Annotated in this window: 16 protein-coding genes and 1 other RNA gene; 9 read left to right on the top strand and 8 right to left on the bottom strand. The window is 62.1% G+C overall.

The annotated features are described in order from the left end of the window. Positions 1-27: 27 nt before the first annotated feature. The 4 genes from QOM08_RS26940 to QOM08_RS26925 all read right to left on the bottom strand — a co-directional run bounded on the left by QOM08_RS26940 (position 28) and on the right by QOM08_RS26925 (position 5,362). A complete protein-coding gene (locus tag QOM08_RS26940) occupies positions 28-1,146 on the bottom strand; it encodes an ABC transporter permease (RefSeq protein ID WP_047226089.1) in 1,119 nt (372 codons plus the stop codon). Then, on the bottom strand, positions 1,146-3,869 hold the full coding sequence (gene rbbA / locus QOM08_RS26935) for a ribosome-associated ATPase/putative transporter RbbA (RefSeq protein WP_316912327.1): 2,724 nt from the start codon (positions 3,867-3,869) through the stop codon (positions 1,146-1,148). The genes QOM08_RS26940 and rbbA overlap by 1 nt, the downstream gene beginning before the upstream one ends. Beyond that, the gene (locus tag QOM08_RS26930) at positions 3,866-4,831 is read right to left on the bottom strand and encodes an HlyD family secretion protein (RefSeq protein WP_047226087.1); all 966 of its coding nucleotides are present in this window, start codon (positions 4,829-4,831) and stop codon (positions 3,866-3,868) included. The genes rbbA and QOM08_RS26930 overlap by 4 nt, the downstream gene beginning before the upstream one ends. An 81-nt stretch (positions 4,832-4,912) precedes the next feature. Next, a complete protein-coding gene (locus tag QOM08_RS26925) occupies positions 4,913-5,362 on the bottom strand; it encodes an EVE domain-containing protein (RefSeq protein ID WP_047226086.1) in 450 nt (149 codons plus the stop codon). A 195-nt stretch (positions 5,363-5,557) separates the two neighbouring features. Between QOM08_RS26925 and QOM08_RS26920 the strand changes: the two genes are divergently transcribed. Further along, complete coding sequence (locus tag QOM08_RS26920; RefSeq protein ID WP_092395219.1) at positions 5,558-5,704, top strand: hypothetical protein; 147 nt, start codon at positions 5,558-5,560, stop codon at positions 5,702-5,704. 36 nt (positions 5,705-5,740) lie between these two features. Here QOM08_RS26920 and QOM08_RS26915 read toward each other — a convergent pair whose 3' ends face one another. The 4 genes from QOM08_RS26915 to QOM08_RS26900 form a co-directional block, all read right to left on the bottom strand. Further along, on the bottom strand, positions 5,741-6,346 hold the full coding sequence (locus QOM08_RS26915) for a 5-formyltetrahydrofolate cyclo-ligase (RefSeq protein ID WP_047226085.1): 606 nt from the start codon (positions 6,344-6,346) through the stop codon (positions 5,741-5,743). Between the two features lie 116 nt (positions 6,347-6,462). Further along, positions 6,463-6,642, bottom strand: a non-coding RNA gene (gene ssrS / locus QOM08_RS26910) — 6S RNA. A 30-nt stretch (positions 6,643-6,672) separates the two neighbouring features. Beyond that, positions 6,673-6,990 carry a cell division protein ZapA gene (locus tag QOM08_RS26905; protein ID WP_047226084.1) on the bottom strand — a complete coding sequence of 106 codons (318 nt, stop codon included), beginning with the start codon at positions 6,988-6,990 and terminating at the stop codon, positions 6,673-6,675. After that, positions 6,987-7,196: a TIGR02449 family protein gene (locus QOM08_RS26900; RefSeq protein WP_030138125.1), complete on the bottom strand. Its 210-nt coding sequence runs from the start codon at positions 7,194-7,196 to the stop codon at positions 6,987-6,989. The genes QOM08_RS26905 and QOM08_RS26900 overlap by 4 nt, the downstream gene beginning before the upstream one ends. A 127-nt stretch (positions 7,197-7,323) precedes the next feature. Between QOM08_RS26900 and QOM08_RS26895 the strand changes: the two genes are divergently transcribed. The 8 genes from QOM08_RS26895 to gcvH all read left to right on the top strand — a co-directional run bounded on the left by QOM08_RS26895 (position 7,324) and on the right by gcvH (position 16,370). Beyond that, entirely contained in the window at positions 7,324-7,878 is a 555-nt protein-coding gene (locus tag QOM08_RS26895; RefSeq protein ID WP_047226083.1) for a YecA family protein, read from the top strand. 27 nt (positions 7,879-7,905) lie between these two features. Further along, a complete protein-coding gene (pepP, locus tag QOM08_RS26890) occupies positions 7,906-9,240 on the top strand; it encodes a Xaa-Pro aminopeptidase (RefSeq protein WP_316912326.1) in 1,335 nt (444 codons plus the stop codon). Beyond that, positions 9,237-10,424, top strand: a complete 1,188-nt coding sequence (gene ubiH / locus QOM08_RS26885) for a 2-octaprenyl-6-methoxyphenyl hydroxylase (RefSeq protein ID WP_316912325.1) — start codon at positions 9,237-9,239, stop codon at positions 10,422-10,424. The genes pepP and ubiH overlap by 4 nt, the downstream gene beginning before the upstream one ends. A 67-nt stretch (positions 10,425-10,491) precedes the next feature. Further along, positions 10,492-11,709 (top strand): 2-octaprenyl-3-methyl-6-methoxy-1,4-benzoquinol hydroxylase, encoded by a 1,218-nt coding sequence (locus QOM08_RS26880; protein WP_188251480.1) that lies wholly within the window; start codon positions 10,492-10,494, stop codon positions 11,707-11,709. Positions 11,710-11,951: 242 nt separating this feature from the next. Next, complete coding sequence (locus tag QOM08_RS26875; protein ID WP_076383055.1) at positions 11,952-12,956, top strand: extracellular solute-binding protein; 1,005 nt, start codon at positions 11,952-11,954, stop codon at positions 12,954-12,956. Between the two features lie 129 nt (positions 12,957-13,085). Continuing rightward, a complete protein-coding gene (locus tag QOM08_RS26870; RefSeq protein ID WP_139048912.1) occupies positions 13,086-14,702 on the top strand; it encodes an ABC transporter permease in 1,617 nt (538 codons plus the stop codon). Between the two features lie 150 nt (positions 14,703-14,852). After that, a complete protein-coding gene (gcvT, locus tag QOM08_RS26865; protein ID WP_047226077.1) occupies positions 14,853-15,935 on the top strand; it encodes a glycine cleavage system aminomethyltransferase GcvT in 1,083 nt (360 codons plus the stop codon). Positions 15,936-15,986: 51 nt separating this feature from the next. Next, positions 15,987-16,370, top strand: a complete 384-nt coding sequence (gene gcvH / locus QOM08_RS26860) for a glycine cleavage system protein GcvH (protein ID WP_139048913.1) — start codon at positions 15,987-15,989, stop codon at positions 16,368-16,370. Positions 16,371-16,418: the final 48 nt, after the last annotated feature.

Here is a 16,418-nt window from a genome sequence, read left to right as displayed (position 1 = left end):
GGCGCTACCCAAGGCTGCTTTTTTTCGTCAAGACGCCAGGCTTTTGCGAAACCGGCCCAGGGCGATTGCGAAGAACAACAGCCCGATTGCCGCCAGTGCCAGCAGGTCTGGCCATACCACGCTCACGCCTGCATCACGGAACAGGATCGCCGCGCTGAGGCTGACGAAATGGGTCGAAGGCGAACCTTGCATCACCCATTGCAACCATTGCGGCATGCTGTCCAGCGGCGTGCTGCCGCCCGACAACAGCAGCATCGGAATGATGACCGGGATCGACAGTAAGCCGAACTGGGGCGTCGAACGGGCAAGGGTGGCGAGAAAAATACCCAGGGCGGTGCTGGCGAACAGGTAGAGCGCAGTCACCAGCAGGAATAGCAGCATGGAGCCGGCGAGCGGAACGCCCAGTGCGAACTTGACGATGATTTCCAGCGACGCCCAGGTACATAGCACCACCACCAGCATGTTGCTCCAGATTTTCGCCAGCATGATTTCCAAGGCCGTGAGCGGCAGCACCAGCAAGTGATCGAGGGTGCCGTGCTCGCGCTCGCGCAACAGCGCCGTGCCCGTCAGGATGATGGCCAGGATCGTGATGTTGTTGACGATCTGGATCACTGCGAGGAACCAGCCACCTTCCAGATTGGTATTGAACAGCGAACGAGTGGTCAATCTCACGGGCGTTTGTTCGCTCGCTTGTGCCTGGCCGGCATAGGTCGTCAGTTCCTGTTGGAAAATCCGTCCGATGTAGCCGGCGCCCATGAACGCCTGGCTCATGGCCGTGGCATCGACGTTGAGTTGCAGCGTCGGTTCGCGTCCTGCGAGCAGGTCGGCCTGGAAATTGGCGGGCACGTTGATGACGAAGGTGTAGCGGCCATTGTCCATGACCTTGTCCAGTTCGGCGTAGGGCAGTGCCACCGGGCTCTGGAACTCCGGCGGTTGCAGGACCAGGGCCAATTGGCGCGAGAGATGGCTCTGGTCTTCGTCCACTATTGCGACACTGGCGTTGTGCACGCCGATCACCGAACCGGCGGCCGGCATGTAGATCGCCACGGTGAAGGCGTAGCCCAGGAACAGCAACAGAACAGAGTCGTAGCGCAGGCTGGTCAGTTCCTTGAGCCCAAGACGCCAGATATGTGAAAGCGTGTGCATCAGGCCTCCTGCTTCTTCAGCATGATCAGGCTGAGCCCGGTGAAGCCCAGGAAAAACCCGAACAACGCCAGGCATTGTGGCCATAGCTGGCGCAGATCAAGGGCCTTGGTGAAGGTGCCGACGGCGATGTCGAGGAAGTGCCCGGCGGGAAACAGCTGGCCCATCACCGAGGCTGCACCGTCCAGGGATGAGCGCGGCACGATCAGCCCTGAGAACTGGATGGTCGGGAGGCTGGTGATGATCATGGTGCCGAGGATCGCGGCGATCTGGGTGCGGGTGAATGCCGAGATCAACAGCCCCATGCTGGTGGTCGCCAGCACATAGAGCAGGCCGCCCAACGCCAGCGTCAGGGCGCTGCCCTTGAATGGCACGCCAAACAGCCAGCGGTTCATCGCGGTCAGCAGGGCCAGGTTGATCAGGCTTACCGCCAGGTAGGGCACTTGTTTGCCCAGCAGGAACTCCAGGCGGGTCAGCGGCGTAGCGTAGAAGTTGGTGATCGAGCCCAGTTCCTTTTCCCGCACGATGCCCAGCGCCGTCAACATGGCCGGAATGAATGCGAGGATCAGCGCCATGACCCCTGGGCCGATGGCGTTGACGCTGACCACGTCCTGGTTATAACGAAAGCGTGTCTCCAGCTTCGCGCTGGGTTGCCGGGTGGGCGCGCGACTGCTGGATTCAGCCAGTTGCTCAAGGTTGGCCTGGTGCACCGCCTGGACGTAGTTGCGACTGGTCTCGGCCCGAAACGGTATGCCGCCATCCAACCAGGCGCCCACTGTCGGTTGGCGGCCGGCGTAGAGGTCTCGACCGAAACCGGGGGGGATTTCCAGGGCCAGCTTGATCTCCGAGCGCTGCAAGCGTCGGTGTAGCTCCTTTGCATCGCGGATGATCGGTCGTTCTTCGAAGTAGCGTGAGCTGCGGAACGCCTCCAGATAGGCACGGCTTTGCGGGCTCTGATCCTGGTCATACACGGCGAAGGCCAGTTTCTCCACGTCGAGGGAAATACCGAAGCCGAAGACCACCATCATGAACAATGCCCCCAGCAGGGCGAATGCCATCCGCACTTTGTCGCGCAGCAACTCCTTGCCCTCCCGACTGGCGACGGCCCACAGGCGACCGAGGCTCAGGCCGCGCCGGTCCCGGGGCGCGCCGGCGTTCTCAAGGGTCCCGGGGGCGGCGTCTTGCTGCGTTTCGCCCTGGGCGTTTTCCAGGCAGGTGACGAACGCGGCTTCCAGCGTCTGACCGCTGAACTGCGCTTGCAAGGCCGCTGGCGTGTCGCAGGCCAGGACCTTGCCGGCGTGCATCAGCGAAATGCGATCGCAGCGCTGGGCCTCGTTCATGAAGTGCGTGGAAAGGAAAATCGTCACACCTTGCTCGCGAGACAACTCGATCAACAGTCGCCAGAAATCATCCCGCGCGGCCGGATCGACGCCTGAGGTCGGCTCGTCGAGGATCAGTACTTCCGGGCGATGCAAAACCGCCACCGCCAGGGACAGGCGCTGCCGCAGGCCCAGTGGTAGCCCCCCGGACGTTTGGTCCGCCAGTTCCTGGAGATTGAAGCGCTGGATAAGTTCATCGATGCGCTGGCGGCTGTCTGTAGTGGGCAGATCGAACAGCTTGGCGTGCAGCTCCAGGTTTTGGCGCACGCTCAGTTCGCCGTAGAGCGAAAAGCTCTGGGACATGAAACCCACCCGCTTGCGGGTGGCGAGGTCCTTGGCGTTGACCGGGTTACCCAGCAGCCGGGCACTGCCTTCGCTGGCGGGGATCAGTCCGGTCAGCACCTTCATGGTGGTGGTCTTGCCGCAACCGTTGGAACCCAGGAAGCCAAAGATTTCACCGCGACCAATCGCGAAGCTGACGTTATCGACGGCGGTGAAATCGCCGAAGCGCAAGGTGAGATCGTGGGCTTGGATGGCAATGTCGGTAGTGTTGGCGGTCCTGGGGGGGATCACCAGCGGTTCGGCGTCATGGCCGCTGCCGCCTTGGAAGTGGGTGAAGGCCGAATCGAGCTTGCCGTCCGGGGTGACCTTGGCCAGCTCCGCACTCAAGCCCTTGGCGATCAAGCGACCGTTGTCGAGCATCAGGCAGTGCTCGAATTGCTCGGCCTCTTCCATGTATGCCGTGGCGACCAGCAGGGTCAGTTGCGGTCTTTGCCGGCGCACGCTCTCTATCAGTTCCCAGAAGCGTCGCCGGGACAGCGGGTCCACGCCCGTGGTGGGTTCGTCGAGAATCAGCAGGTCCGGTTCATGGATCAGCGCACAACACAGGCCGAGCTTTTGTTTCATGCCGCCGGACAGTTTGCCTGCTGGACGGTCGGCAAAACGCTGCAGATCGGTGGCCAGCAGCAAGGTCCCCATGCGTTGTTCGCATTCTGCTCGCGATAGCCCGAACAATGTGCCGAAGAACCGAATGTTCTCGCCTATCGACAGGTCCGGGTAAAGGTTGCCCCCCAACCCTTGGGGCATGAAGGCAATGCGTCGGTAGAGAGTCTTGCGATGGCGTCGATCGCCAATCGAGGCGCCGAGCACATCCAGTTGGCCATGCTGGAGCTTCTTCACCCCGGCAATCAGCCCCAACAGGCTCGATTTGCCGGCACCGTCCGGGCCGATCAGGCCACAGCGAGTGCCGGCGGGCAGGCTGAAGGCGATTTCGCTCAGCGCCACATGCTGGCCGTAGCGATGTTCGAGACCCGAGGCGTGCAATGCCTCGCCGGCGGTGGCGCTCATCGCAAGTTGGCCGGCCAGTCAATGGGCGCCGTGCGCACGTAACCGGCCCCGGGCATACCCGGTTTTGCCTGGGGCACTTCGCCGGGACGGGTCAGGTGCACTTTGACGCGGAACACCAGTTTCTGGCGCTCATCACGGGTTTCGACTTCCTTGGGGGTGAACTGGGATTTGGCCGCGACGAAGCTGACTTTGGCCGGTAGCGGCCGCTCGGGCAGGGCGTCGAGCAACAGTCGCGCTTCATCGCCCACCGCCAGTTTCCCGGCCACCGACGCCGGCAGGTAGAGGTTCATGTACTGGTCGCTCGGATCGATCATCAGCAATACTCGACCGCCGGCGCCGAGCACTTCACCTGGCTCGGCCAGGCGCAACTGGATCACGCCGTCGAGGGGGGCCCGCAAGGTGCTGTCATCTATTTCGCTGGTGAGCTGGGCCACCTGGGCCAAGGTCGCGCCGATGGCCGCATTCGCCGCCGATACCTGGGCCCGGGCGGCGTTGACCGCAGCGTTGGCGGTGTCGACGCGGGCTTGTTGCTGGTCGAGGACCTGGCCGCTGGCGTAACCGCGCTTGAACAGTTCCTGGGTCCGCTTGAGTTCTTGATGGGCGAGCAATTGTTCGCTCTGGCGCAGTTGCACGTTGGCTTCGGTGGCGGCGAGGTTCTGCCGGGCCCGGGTGACTTCGGCTTCGGCCTGGTTGCGCTGGGCCTCCAGGGTGCGGGTGTCCATGCGCGCGAGCACTTGGCCCTTGATGACGTTGTCGCCTTCGTCGACCTGAACGTCGGCCAGGCGCCCGGGTGTCTTGCTGGCGATCTGGACTTCGGTGGCCTCAAGGCGGCCATTGCCCATGCTCAAGCCTTCCGGCAGGCGATCCTGGCGTGACTTCCAATAGCCAAATCCACCGGCGGCCAGCAACAGAGCCATCAAGGCGAAGGCAAAAAAGCGAGAGGTACGATGGTTCGTCGACATGTCCGGCATCCTGCGGCTGTAGCATCGAAGTCTGCAGGATCAGCGACCGACCCCGCTTGATGTCCATCAACTCATCGGCGATCAGCGCAGCGCAATCACCGCTGCCCATTGTTCGGCCGTGACGGGCATCACCGACAGCCGTGAGCCTTTCTGCACCAGCGGCATTTCAGCCAGGGCGGTCTGTTGCTTGAGGTAGTCGAGCTTCAGCACGCGGGGGAATGTTTCGACGTGGGCCACGTCGATCGCGGTCCAGGGGTTTTTATCCGGCCCGGCCTTGGGGTCGAAGTAATGGCTGTCGGGTTCCAGCGCCGTTGGGTCAGGGTAGGCCGCGCGGACGATTCGGCCGATCCCGGCAATGCCTGGCTCGGGGCAACTGGAGTGGTAGAAAAAGAACGCATCGCCCACCGCCATGGCCCGCAGGAAGTTGCGCGCCTGGTAGTTGCGCACCCCGTCCCATCGCGCCTGGCCGAGCTTTTCCAGACCCTGGATGGACAATTCGTCGGGCTCGGATTTCATCAGCCAATAGGCCATGATTTCTACTCCTGGGCGGTAATGATAAAAAAAGTTCAGCGATCTTATGACAAACCGACAGTCGGTTGACGCCAGAGTTTGCGTGTTGCAGCAGGTTGCCGCAAAATGCCGGCCTTCCAAGCTTTACGCTGCTGCACGGCCAATAAGAAAACCGCTGCTGTCATCGTGTGTGATATGCCTTGAGGGGGGCAATCGATGAAACGCAAACCGGATTTGTTGTGGATCTTGGTCATTCTGTTCGGCCTGGGGGTCGTTACCACGGGATACGCCCAGAGTCTGTGGGCCAGCAAGACCGATACACCGATGGAAATCACCCAGCCCGCGCCTTCGCTCAAACGCTGAGCCGGTCTAGCGGACGCCGCTGTTTCCCTGCGGCGTCTACCCCGCGATATACCAATGCCGGTCGCTGACCGTTCCCTGCAGCGGCACGTCCCAGCTCGCCTGCGCCAACCGTTCGACTTTCTGACATTCATGGGCCAGTCCCAGCAGTGTCGGCTTGCGCCATTGCTTGCGTCGCGCCAGATACGCCAGGCTGCGGTCATAAAAGCCACCGCCCATGCCCAGCCGACCTCCCGCATCGTCAAACCCCACCAGCGGCAATAGCACCAGGTCCAGCGTCCAGACCTTGCGTTGCCGGGCGATGTTCATCCGCGGCTCCAGAATACGGAAACGATTGGGTCGCAGCTTTTCGCCGGGGCGGATGCGCTGGAACACCATTTTGGTCTGCGGCCATGGGCTCAGCACCGGCAGATAAGTGGCCTTGCCCCGGCGCTGAGCGGCGCGCAGCAACAAGCGCGGGTCGATCTCGCCATCGTTGGGCAGGTACAGGGCGATGTGTCTTGCCCGGCGAAACAGCGGGTGCTGGGCCAGTTGCCTGTAGAGCCCGCGAGCGGCTTCACGCTGCTGGGCAGGTGTCAGGGCGCGACGGGCCTGGCGTAGCAGGCGGCGGAGTTGCGGGCGCGGCAGCAGCGCGGGTTCGGTCATATCGATAATTCACGCAATCGGTGGCGACAGCACAGCGTAACCGCAAAACAGCGCGCTCAGAAATGCCTGCGCCAGACACAACAATGCCAGTCTTGATGACTGGCATTGTGAGAATCAGGCTCCCCGGATGAACCGCTGTCGGCTTAGCCCTTGAACCCGAAAGTTCAAGGTGGAAGTTGCAGGGGGCGTTAAGGCTTTCCGTCAAGCGGACATGCACACCGGCCCCAACGTGCAACTCCCGTGGTTGTGCGTATCGGCTCAGGGACATCACCAACTGGCAAGCACCCCAGGGAGTGACGCAAGTATACCCCAGGCAGCCTCGCGAATCAGCCCTTGCTGACGTCCGGGTCGGTGGCCAGTACCAGATCCACCCGATCGAGCAGGTCGCGCACCTGTTCACGGGTCGAGCCGCTGACTTGCACGTCCGGCGTATCCTGGCGGTGCAACAGCTCGTGGGTGATGTTCAAGGCAGCCATTACAGCAATGCGGTCGGCGCCGATGACTTTGCCGCTGCTGCGGATCTCGCGCATCTTGCCGTCCAGGTAACGGGCGGCGCTTACCAGGTTGCTGCGCTCTTCCTGGGGACAGATGATCGAATATTCTTTATCGAGGATCTGCACGGTTACGCTATTGCTTGAACTCATGAGTCTTGCTCCAGGGCCTTGAGGCGCGAAATCATCGATTCGACCTTACGCCGGGCGATTTCGTTTTTTTCAATGAGGTGCGCGCGTTCCTCGCGCCAGGTCTTTTCCTGAGCTAATAGGAGTCCGTTTTGGCTCTTAAGTTGCTCGACCCGCTCAATTAGCAATTCGAGTCTGGCCATCAGCGCTTGCAGGTCGGTGTCTTCCATTGTGTCCACTGAAGATTGTGTCTGATGGGGATAGGGTCGCACAGCCTCTGATAGTCTTGGCGAGTCTGTCGATGTAGGATACAAGGCCTCCATTCTAGACATAGCGCCGTCTGGCGCCTAGCTGCCCATGCCCATTCAGAATTCCCCGTATCAAGCGTTTGCCACCCTGCTGAGCACCAGCGGTCATCCTGTCTCGCCTGCTGAACTGCATGGCCTGTTGCTTGGGCGCAGTTGCGCCGGCGCCGGCTTCGATGCCGACGGCTGGCTGGCTGACGCCGCCGAGTTGCTGGAAGGCGAGCCGGCGGACAACGTGCGCAATGCGCTCATCGGCCTGCAGGAAATGGTCAAGGGTGAGTTGACCAGCGATGACATGACCGTCGTCCTGCTGCTGCCTACCGATGACGCTCCGCTGGCCGAACGCGCCGCCGCGCTGGGCCAGTGGTGCCAGGGCTTCCTCGCCGGCTTCGGCCTGACCCGCCGCGAATATGCGTTGAGTGACGAGGCCAAGGAAGTATTGCAAGACCTGGCGGCGATCTCTCAGGTCCAGGACGCCCTGGAAGAATCCGATGACGGTGAAAGCGACTATATGGAAGTGATGGAGTACCTGCGGGTCGCGCCATTGCTCCTGTTCACCGAAACCAAGAAAACCGCTGAACCGGCCGCCAAGCCGTCCTTGCACTGATTGCTTGAAAGGGAACACCGTCTGCCCATGATTCATATCCCGAAATCGGAATACAGCCGTCGCCGCAAGGCCCTGATGGCGCAGATGGAACCCAACAGCATCGCAATCCTGCCCGCCGCCGCCGTTGCCATCCGCAACCGCGACGTCGAGCACGTTTACCGCCAGGACAGCGACTTTCAATACCTCAGCGGCTTCCCCGAGCCGCAAGCGGTGATCGTGCTGATGCCCGGCCGGGCCCATGGCGAATACATCCTGTTCTGCCGCGAACGCAACGCCGAGCGGGAGTTGTGGGATGGCCTGCGAGCCGGCCAGGAAGGGGCGATGCGTGACTATGGCGCCGACGATGCATTTCCCATCACCGACATCGACGATATCCTGCCGGGCCTGATCGAGGGCCGTGACCGGGTGTATTCGGCCATGGGCAGCAACCCGGAATTCGACCGGCACCTGATGGAGTGGATCAACGTGATTCGCTCCAAGGCCCATCTCGGTGCCCAGCCGCCGAACGAATTCGTTGCCCTGGATCATCTGCTGCACGACATGCGCCTGTATAAATCGGCGGCAGAGGTGAAGGTGATGCGCGAAGCGGCGCGGATTTCCGCCCAGGCGCACATCCGGGCCATGCAGGCCGCGCACACGGGGTTGTACGAATACAGCCTGGAGGCCGAGCTGGATTATGAGTTCCGCAAGGGCGGGGCAAAAATGCCGGCCTACGGGTCGATCGTCGCGGCGGGTCGCAACAGCTGCATCCTGCATTACCAGCAGAACGACGCACTGCTCAAGGACGGCGACCTGGTATTGATCGACGCCGGTTGTGAAATCGACTGCTACGCCAGTGATATCACCCGTACCTGGCCAGTCAGCGGCAAGTTTTCGCCCGAGCAGAAGGCGATCTACGAAGTGGTGCTGGCCGCCCAGGAAGCGGCGTTCGCCGAAATTGCGCCGGACAAACACTGGAACCAGGCTCACGAAGCAACAGTGCGAGTCATTACCGAAGGGCTGGTGCGCCTGGGCCTGCTGGAGGGCGAGGTGGACGAGTTGATCGCCAGCGAAGCCCATAGGGCCTTCTACATGCACCGCGCCGGCCACTGGCTGGGCATGGACGTGCACGACGTTGGCGAGTACCGGGTCGGCGGCGAATGGCGGGTACTGGAAGTCGGTATGACGTTGACCGTGGAGCCGGGCATCTACATCGCCCCGAACAACCGCAACGTAGCGAAAAAATGGCGCGGCATTGGCGTGCGCATCGAGGATGACGTGGTAGTGACCAAAACCGGTTGTGAAATCCTGAGTCACGGCGTACCCAAGACGGTCGCCGAAATCGAGGCCCTGATGGCCGCCGCCCGGGCTGATGCGGCATGAGCCGGGTCAATCTGGCGATCGTCGGCGGTGGCCTTGTAGGCGCGAGCCTGGCACTGGCCCTGCAAGCCGGCGCCAAGGCCCGGGGTTGGAAGATCATGCTGATCGAGCCCTTCGCCCCCGGCGATGCCTGGCAGCCGAGCTACGATGCCCGTTCCTCGGCCTTGTCGTTCGGGTCCCGGCAGATTTATCAACGCCTGGGTATCTGGCAGGAAGTTTCTCGTCGCGCCGAGCCGATCAAGCAGATCCACGTGTCTGATCGCGGGCGATTTTCCACGGCGCGGTTGTCGGCCATGGAAGAAGGGGTGCCGGCCCTGGGGTATGTGGTGGAAAACGCCTGGCTCGGCCAGTGCCTGTGGCAAGGGTTGGACACTGAAGTGGTCAGTTGGCACTGTCCGGCACAAGTCACCCGGATGGAGCCCATGGTCGGCGGCTATCGCCTGACGCTCGATGACGAAACCACCTTGGAATGCGACCTTGCCGTGCTGGCTGACGGTGGTCGTTCCAGCCTGCGCGAACAGCTGGGTATTGGCGTGCGCAATCGACCTTATGGCCAGAGCGCGCTGATTGCCAACATCACACCGGGCGAAGCCCACAACGGCATGGCCTTCGAGCGCTTCACCGACGACGGCCCGATGGCCTTGTTGCCGCTGCCGGAGAGCCGTTGCGCGCTGGTCTGGACCCGTCAGGGCATGGATGCGCAACGTCTGGCGGCCCTGGATGAGCGCAGCTTCCTCAGCGAATTGCAGGGCGTGTTCGGTTATCGCCTGGGCACCCTGAAACAAGTGGGCGCTCGGCATCTTTATCCGTTGGCGCTGGTGGAAGCCGAAGAACAGGTCCGCCCGCATCTGGCGATCCTGGGCAACGCGGCCCACAGTCTGCATCCAATTGCCGGCCAGGGGTTCAACCTGTCCCTGCGCGATGCCCAGGCCCTGGCCGACGCCTTGCTCGACAGCGACAGCGCGCTGGGGGATTTCGCCGTGCTGCAAGCCTATCGCGAGCGTCAGCGGATGGATCAGACGCTGACCGTCGGGTTTTCCGACCAGGTTACGCGGCTGTTCAGCAGCAACCTGCCGCTGGTGTCCCTGGGCCGCAACCTTGGCCTGCTGGGGCTCGACCTGCTGCCTCCGGCCAAGCGCTGGTTCGCCCGCCAGGCCATGGGGTTGGGGACGCGTCCCGATGCGTGAGGCTTGGTTCGATCATTTTTCTCATGGGCGACTCATGTCGCCAGCACAACAGGCTTAAAGCATGGAATTGCGTGCAGATCTGCTGATTGTCGGCGCCGGAATGGTCGGCAGCGCCCTGGCGCTGGCGTTGCAGGGTAGTGGCCTGCAAGTGCTGTTGCTCGACGGCAGCCCGATGAGCGTCAAACCCTTCGATCCCCAGGCTGCCTTCGAACCTCGGGTCAGTGCATTGTCGGCGGCGAGCCAGCGGATCCTTGATCGTCTTGAGGTCTGGGACGGCATTATCGCCCGGCGCGCCAGTCCTTATACCAACATGCACGTCTGGGATGGCAGCGGCACCGGGCAGATCCATTTCTCGGCGGCCAGCCTGCATGCCGAGGTCCTGGGGCACATCGTCGAAAACCGCGTCGTGCAGGATGCCCTGCTGGACCGCCTGCATGACTGTGATCTGGGCCTGCTGGCCAACGCGCGGCTTGAGCAGATGCGCCGCTCCGGCGATGACTGGTTGCTGACCCTGGCCGATGGCCGCACCCTGCGGGCACCGCTGGTGATCGCCGCCGACGGTGCGAACTCCGCCGTGCGTCGCTTGACGGGGGTTGCCACCCGGGAATGGGATTACCTGCACCACGCCATCGTAACCAGTGTGCGCAGCGCCCGGCCTCATCGGATGACCGCATGGCAGCGCTTCACCGATAACGGTCCCTTGGCATTCCTGCCACTGGAGCGCGACGGCCTGCACGACTGGTGCTCGATCGTCTGGTCCACCACCCCTGGCGAAGCTCAGCGGTTGATGGCGCTTGAGGAAGCGGATTTCTGCAACGAGCTGGAGCGGGCCTTCGAGGGGCAACTGGGGACGGTGCTGAGCGCCGATTCGCGCTTGTGCGTACCGCTGCGCCAGCGCCATGCCAAGCGCTACGTGGCCGAAGGGCTGGCGCTGATCGGCGATGCGGCCCACACCATCCATCCGCTGGCCGGACAGGGGGTGAACCTGGGTTTCCTGGATGCCGCCGTCCTGGCCGAAGTGCTGTTGCAGGCGGCCGGGCGCGGTGAACGGCTGGCGGACGTGAAGGTACTGAGCCGCTACGAACGCCGACGCATGCCCCATAACCTGGCGCTGATGGCCGCGATGGAAGGGTTTGAGCGGCTGTTCCAGGCCGATCCGTTGCCGGTGCGTTGGCTGCGTAATACCGGGCTGAAACTGGTGGACGGTCTGCCCGAGGCCAAGGCGTTGTTCGTACGTGAGGCGTTGGGGTTGACCGGGGATTTGCCGGATTTGGCCAAGGTCTGAGAGATGGGTTGGGGCTTATGGCCCTATCGCGGGCAAGCCTTGCTCCCACAAGCTCTTGCTTCCACAGGGGCAATGTGGGACGAGCTGTTGTGGGAGCACGGCTTGCCCGCGATGGCGGACGCAAAAACACAGCTCCTCTCATAGTCGCAACATTTTGAAACGTGTCTGGACACTGTTCGATTGAGAAGGCAAATGTGAGTCCTTATCATTCGCGCACTTATAACAATCGAGAGACCGCTCCCATGTTGGCACCCAAGCGTCTGCTGTCCGTCCTCGCCTTGACCCTGATCGGCGCTACCGCCGCCCAGGCTGCCGATGAGGTAGTGGTCTACTCCTCGCGTATCGATGAGCTGATCAAGCCGGTTTTCGATGCCTACACCAAAAAGACGGGCGTCTCGGTGAAGTTCATCACCGACAAGGAAGCGCCATTGATGCAGCGGATCAAGGCCGAGGGTGAAAACGCCACCGCGGATCTGTTGCTGACCGTCGACGCCGGCAACCTCTGGCAGGCCGAGCAGATGGGGATTCTCCAACCGTTCACTTCCAAGGTGATCGACGCCAACATCCCGGCCCAATACCGCGCGTCTTCCCACGCCTGGACCGGCCTGAGCCTGCGGGCGCGGACCATTGTCTACTCCACCGACCGGGTCAAACCGAGCGAACTGACCACCTATGAAGCCCTGGCGGGTAAAGAGTGGGAAGGCCGCCTGTGCCTGCGCACCTCGAAGAAGGTCTACAACCAGTCCCTGACCGCCACCTTGATCGAAACCCACGGCGCGGAAAAAACCGAAGAAATCATCAAGGGCTGGGTCAAGAACCTGTCCACCGATGTGTTCTCCGATGACACGGCACTGCTTGAAGCCATCAATGCCGGGCAGTGCGACGTCGGTATCGTCAACACTTACTACTTCGGTCGCCTGCACCAGCAGAAGCCGGACCTGAAGGTCAAGCTGTTCTGGCCGAACCAGGCCGACCGTGGCGTGCACATCAATCTCTCGGGCATCGGCCTGACCAAGTACGCACCGCACCCGGAAGCCGCGAAGAAACTGGTGGAGTGGATGACCACGCCCGAAGCCCAGAACATCTTTGCCGACGTGAACCAGGAGTTCCCGGCCAATCCGAACGTGGAGCCTTCCAAGGAAGTCGCCGCCTGGGGCAAGTTCAAGGCTGACACCCTGCCGGTTGAAGTGGCGGGTAAACGCCAGGCCGAAGCCATCCGCTTGATGGATCGCGCTGGCTGGAACTAAAAAAGCACTCAAGATCGCAGCCTGCGACAGCTTCTACAGGGGATCGCGTTCCAATGTAGAAGGTGGCGCAGGCTGCGATCTTTTTTTTGCGGTTTAATAGGCGTTTGCTGACTGCCCCGAGATTCCCCCTTGACCCACCCCGTCCAACGCCGCTGGTACCCTCTGGTTTTTGCTATCGCCGCGCTGGTGCTGTTGCCCTTGAGCGTCCTGCTGCTGTCCTGGCAAAACATCGATCAGCAAATCTGGTCCCACCTGTGGGATACCCAGATGCCACGCTTGTTGGGCAACACCCTGACGCTGATTGTCGGTGTGGGTGTCGGTGTAACGTTGCTGGGCGTCAGCCTTGCCTGGCTCACCAGCCTGTGTGAGTTCCCCGGGCGACGCTGGCTCGACTGGGCGTTGATGTTGCCGTTTGCGATTCCGGCCTACGTGCTGGCGTTTGTCTTCGTGGGCCTGCTGGACTTTGCCGGTCCGGTGCAGACATTGATGCGCGAATGGTTCGGCAGCGACCTGCGCCTGCCCCGGGTACGCTCCACCGGCGGAGTGATCCTGGTGCTGGTCCTGGTCTTTTACCCTTACGTTTATTTGCTGGCGCGAAGTGCGTTCCTGGCCCAAGGCAAGGGATTGATGGAAGCGGCCCGGGTGCTCGGGCAGTCGCCGTGGCAGGCGTTCTGGCGAGTGGCGTTGCCGGTGGCCCGACCGGCCATTGGTGCCGGCGTGGCGCTGGCGTTGATGGAAACCTTGGCGGATTTCGGCGCGGTGTCGGTGTTCAACTTCGACACCTTCACCACGGCCATCTACAAAACCTGGTACGGCTTCTTCAGCCTCTCCAGCGCCGCGCAACTGGCCAGCCTGTTGCTGCTGGCGGTGATGCTGGTGCTTTACGGCGAACGCCGCGCCCGAGGCGCCCAGCGGGCGAGCAACGAGCGACCCCGGGTCAAGGCGCTTTATCACTTGCGCGGTCTCAAGGCGGTGGCGGCCAGCGGCTGGTGCGCCCTGGTGTTTGCCTGCGCATTTGTTATTCCGATGCTGCAACTGCTGGTGTGGTTCTGGCAGCGTGGCCGGTTCGATCTGGATGAGCGTTATGCCGGGCTGATCGTCCATACCCTCTATCTGGGTGGGCTCGCGGCACTGGTCACCGTTTGCGTCGCCTTGCTGTTGGCCTTCGCTCGACGCCTGGCGCCGACCCGTCCCATTCGCGCCGGTGTCGGCCTGGCGAACCTGGGCTACGCCTTGCCCGGTTCGGTGCTGGCGGTATCGATCATGCTTGCCTTCAGTTATTTGGACCGCGAACTGGTCATCCCCCTGTCAACGCTACTTGGCGGTGCCGGCAAACCGTTGCTGTTGGGCAGCCTGTCGGCCCTGCTGCTGGCCTATCTGGTGCGCTTTTTGGCCGTGGCCTACGGTCCACTGGAAAGCAGCCTCGCGCGAATCCGTCCTTCTTTGCCTGAAGCAGCACGCAGCCTTGGGGTCAGTGGGCCGCGACTGTTTTTCAAAGTGTATCTGCCGTTGCTGTTGCCGGGCACCTTGAGTGCGGCGTTGCTGGTGTTCGTCGATGTGCTCAAGGAAATGCCCGCGACCCTGCTGATGCGCCCGTTCGGCTGGGACACGCTGGCGGTACGGATCTTTGAAATGACCAGTGAAGGGGAGTGGGCCCGGGCCGCGTTACCGGCGCTGACCCTGGTGCTGGTGGGGTTGTTGCCGGTCATCGGATTGATACGACGCTCGGCCCATCGAAACAGCTAGGTGTCAGTCCTACATCATGCGGCTACAATGCGCGGCATTCGGTGCGGTCCGTCTGTCGGACCGGGCAACTGATAGCGTCTGAAAACGTTTTTGGCGTTCACGCTGTGCAGTGCTCGTCCGCACCTTCGCCAAGCCCGGAAGGAGACACCCATGGGACAGCGTACGCCTCTGTATGACCTTCATCTCGCCCTCGGCGCGAAGATGGTCGATTTTGGCGGTTGGGATATGCCTTTGCATTACGGCTCGCAGGTTGAGGAGCACCATCAGGTGCGTCGCGACTGCGGTGTGTTCGATGTATCCCACATGACCGTTATCGATGTCGCCGGTCCCCAGGCCAAGGTCTGGTTGCAGCGCTTGCTGGCCAACGATGTCGATCGCTTGCAGGACACGGGACGTGCCTTGTACAGCACCATGCTTAACGAGCGCGGCGGCATCGTCGACGACATGATCATTTATCGGGTCGAGCACGGCTATCGGCTGGTCTTCAACGCCTCGACCCGCGATCAGGACCTGGCCTGGATGCAGGCACAGCTTGGTGAATACGATGTGCACCTGCTTGAACGCCCCGAACTTGCAATGCTGGCGATCCAGGGCCCCCAGGCCCGGCACAAGATTGCCGAACTGGTTTCGCAATCGCGCGGCCAACTGATCCAGCAACTCAAGCCTTTCGAAGGCCGTGCCGACGGTGACTGGTTCATCGCCCGTACCGGCTACACTGGCGAAGATGGCCTGGAAATCGTCCTGCCTGCCCACGAAGCCCCGAGTTTTTTCAATGATCTGGTGGGCGCCGGCATTTCTCCCATCGGCCTTGGCGCTCGCGATACCTTGCGTCTGGAAGCTGGCATGAACCTGTATGGCCAGGACATCCACCAGGACGTTTCTCCGCTGGCCTCGAACATGGCCTGGAGCATCGCCTGGGAACCGGCGAGCCGTCAGTTCATCGGGCGCAGTGCTCTGGAAGCCGAGCTGGCCGGCGGTGTACAGCAAAAGCTGGTGGGCCTGGTGCTGGAAGAACGCGGCGTTCTGCGCGCTCATCAGGTGGTCCGCATCGCCGATGTTGGCGAAGGGGAGATCACCAGTGGTAGTTTTTCTCCTACGCTTAGCAAGTCAATTGCCTTGGCACGCGTTCCGATGGCCACCGCCGATCGTGCCGAGGTGGAAATTCGTGGTAAGTGGTACCCGGTACGAGTGGTCAAGCCGACCTTCGTCCGCCATGGCAAAACCCTGATTTAACCTTTTGCGGCGGGCCGCTGACCGCTGACACTTCTCTTGAGGACACAGAATATGAGTGATATCCCTGCCGAACTGCGTTTTGCCGAAAGCCATGAGTGGGCGCGTCTGGAAGCTGACGGTACGGTCACCGTGGGCATCAGCGATCATGCGCAGGAAGCTCTGGGTGATGTGGTGTTTGTCGAGCTGACCGAGGTCGGTAAGGTTTATTCCGCGGGTGACCAGGCCGGTGTGGTGGAGTCGGTAAAAGCCGCTTCCGACATCTACTCGCCGATCAGTGGCGAAGTGATCGCAATCAACGAAGACCTGGGCGGTTCACCGGAACTGCTGAACTCCGATCCATACGGGGCCTGGATCTTCAAGCTCAAGCCAAGCGACAAGGCTGAGCTGGACAAGCTGCTTGATGCAGCAGGCTACAAGGCTGCTATTGGCGAATAAGCAACAAGCCTGTGGGAGCGAGCCTGCTCGCGATGGCTGTGGGTCAGT

Source organism: Pseudomonas sp. P105 (assembly GCF_032614175.1).
GTDB lineage: Bacteria > Pseudomonadota > Gammaproteobacteria > Pseudomonadales > Pseudomonadaceae > Aquipseudomonas > Aquipseudomonas rhizophila.
Note: the sequence above shows the minus strand (reverse complement) of the source record. Positions and strands in the feature narration are given on the sequence as shown.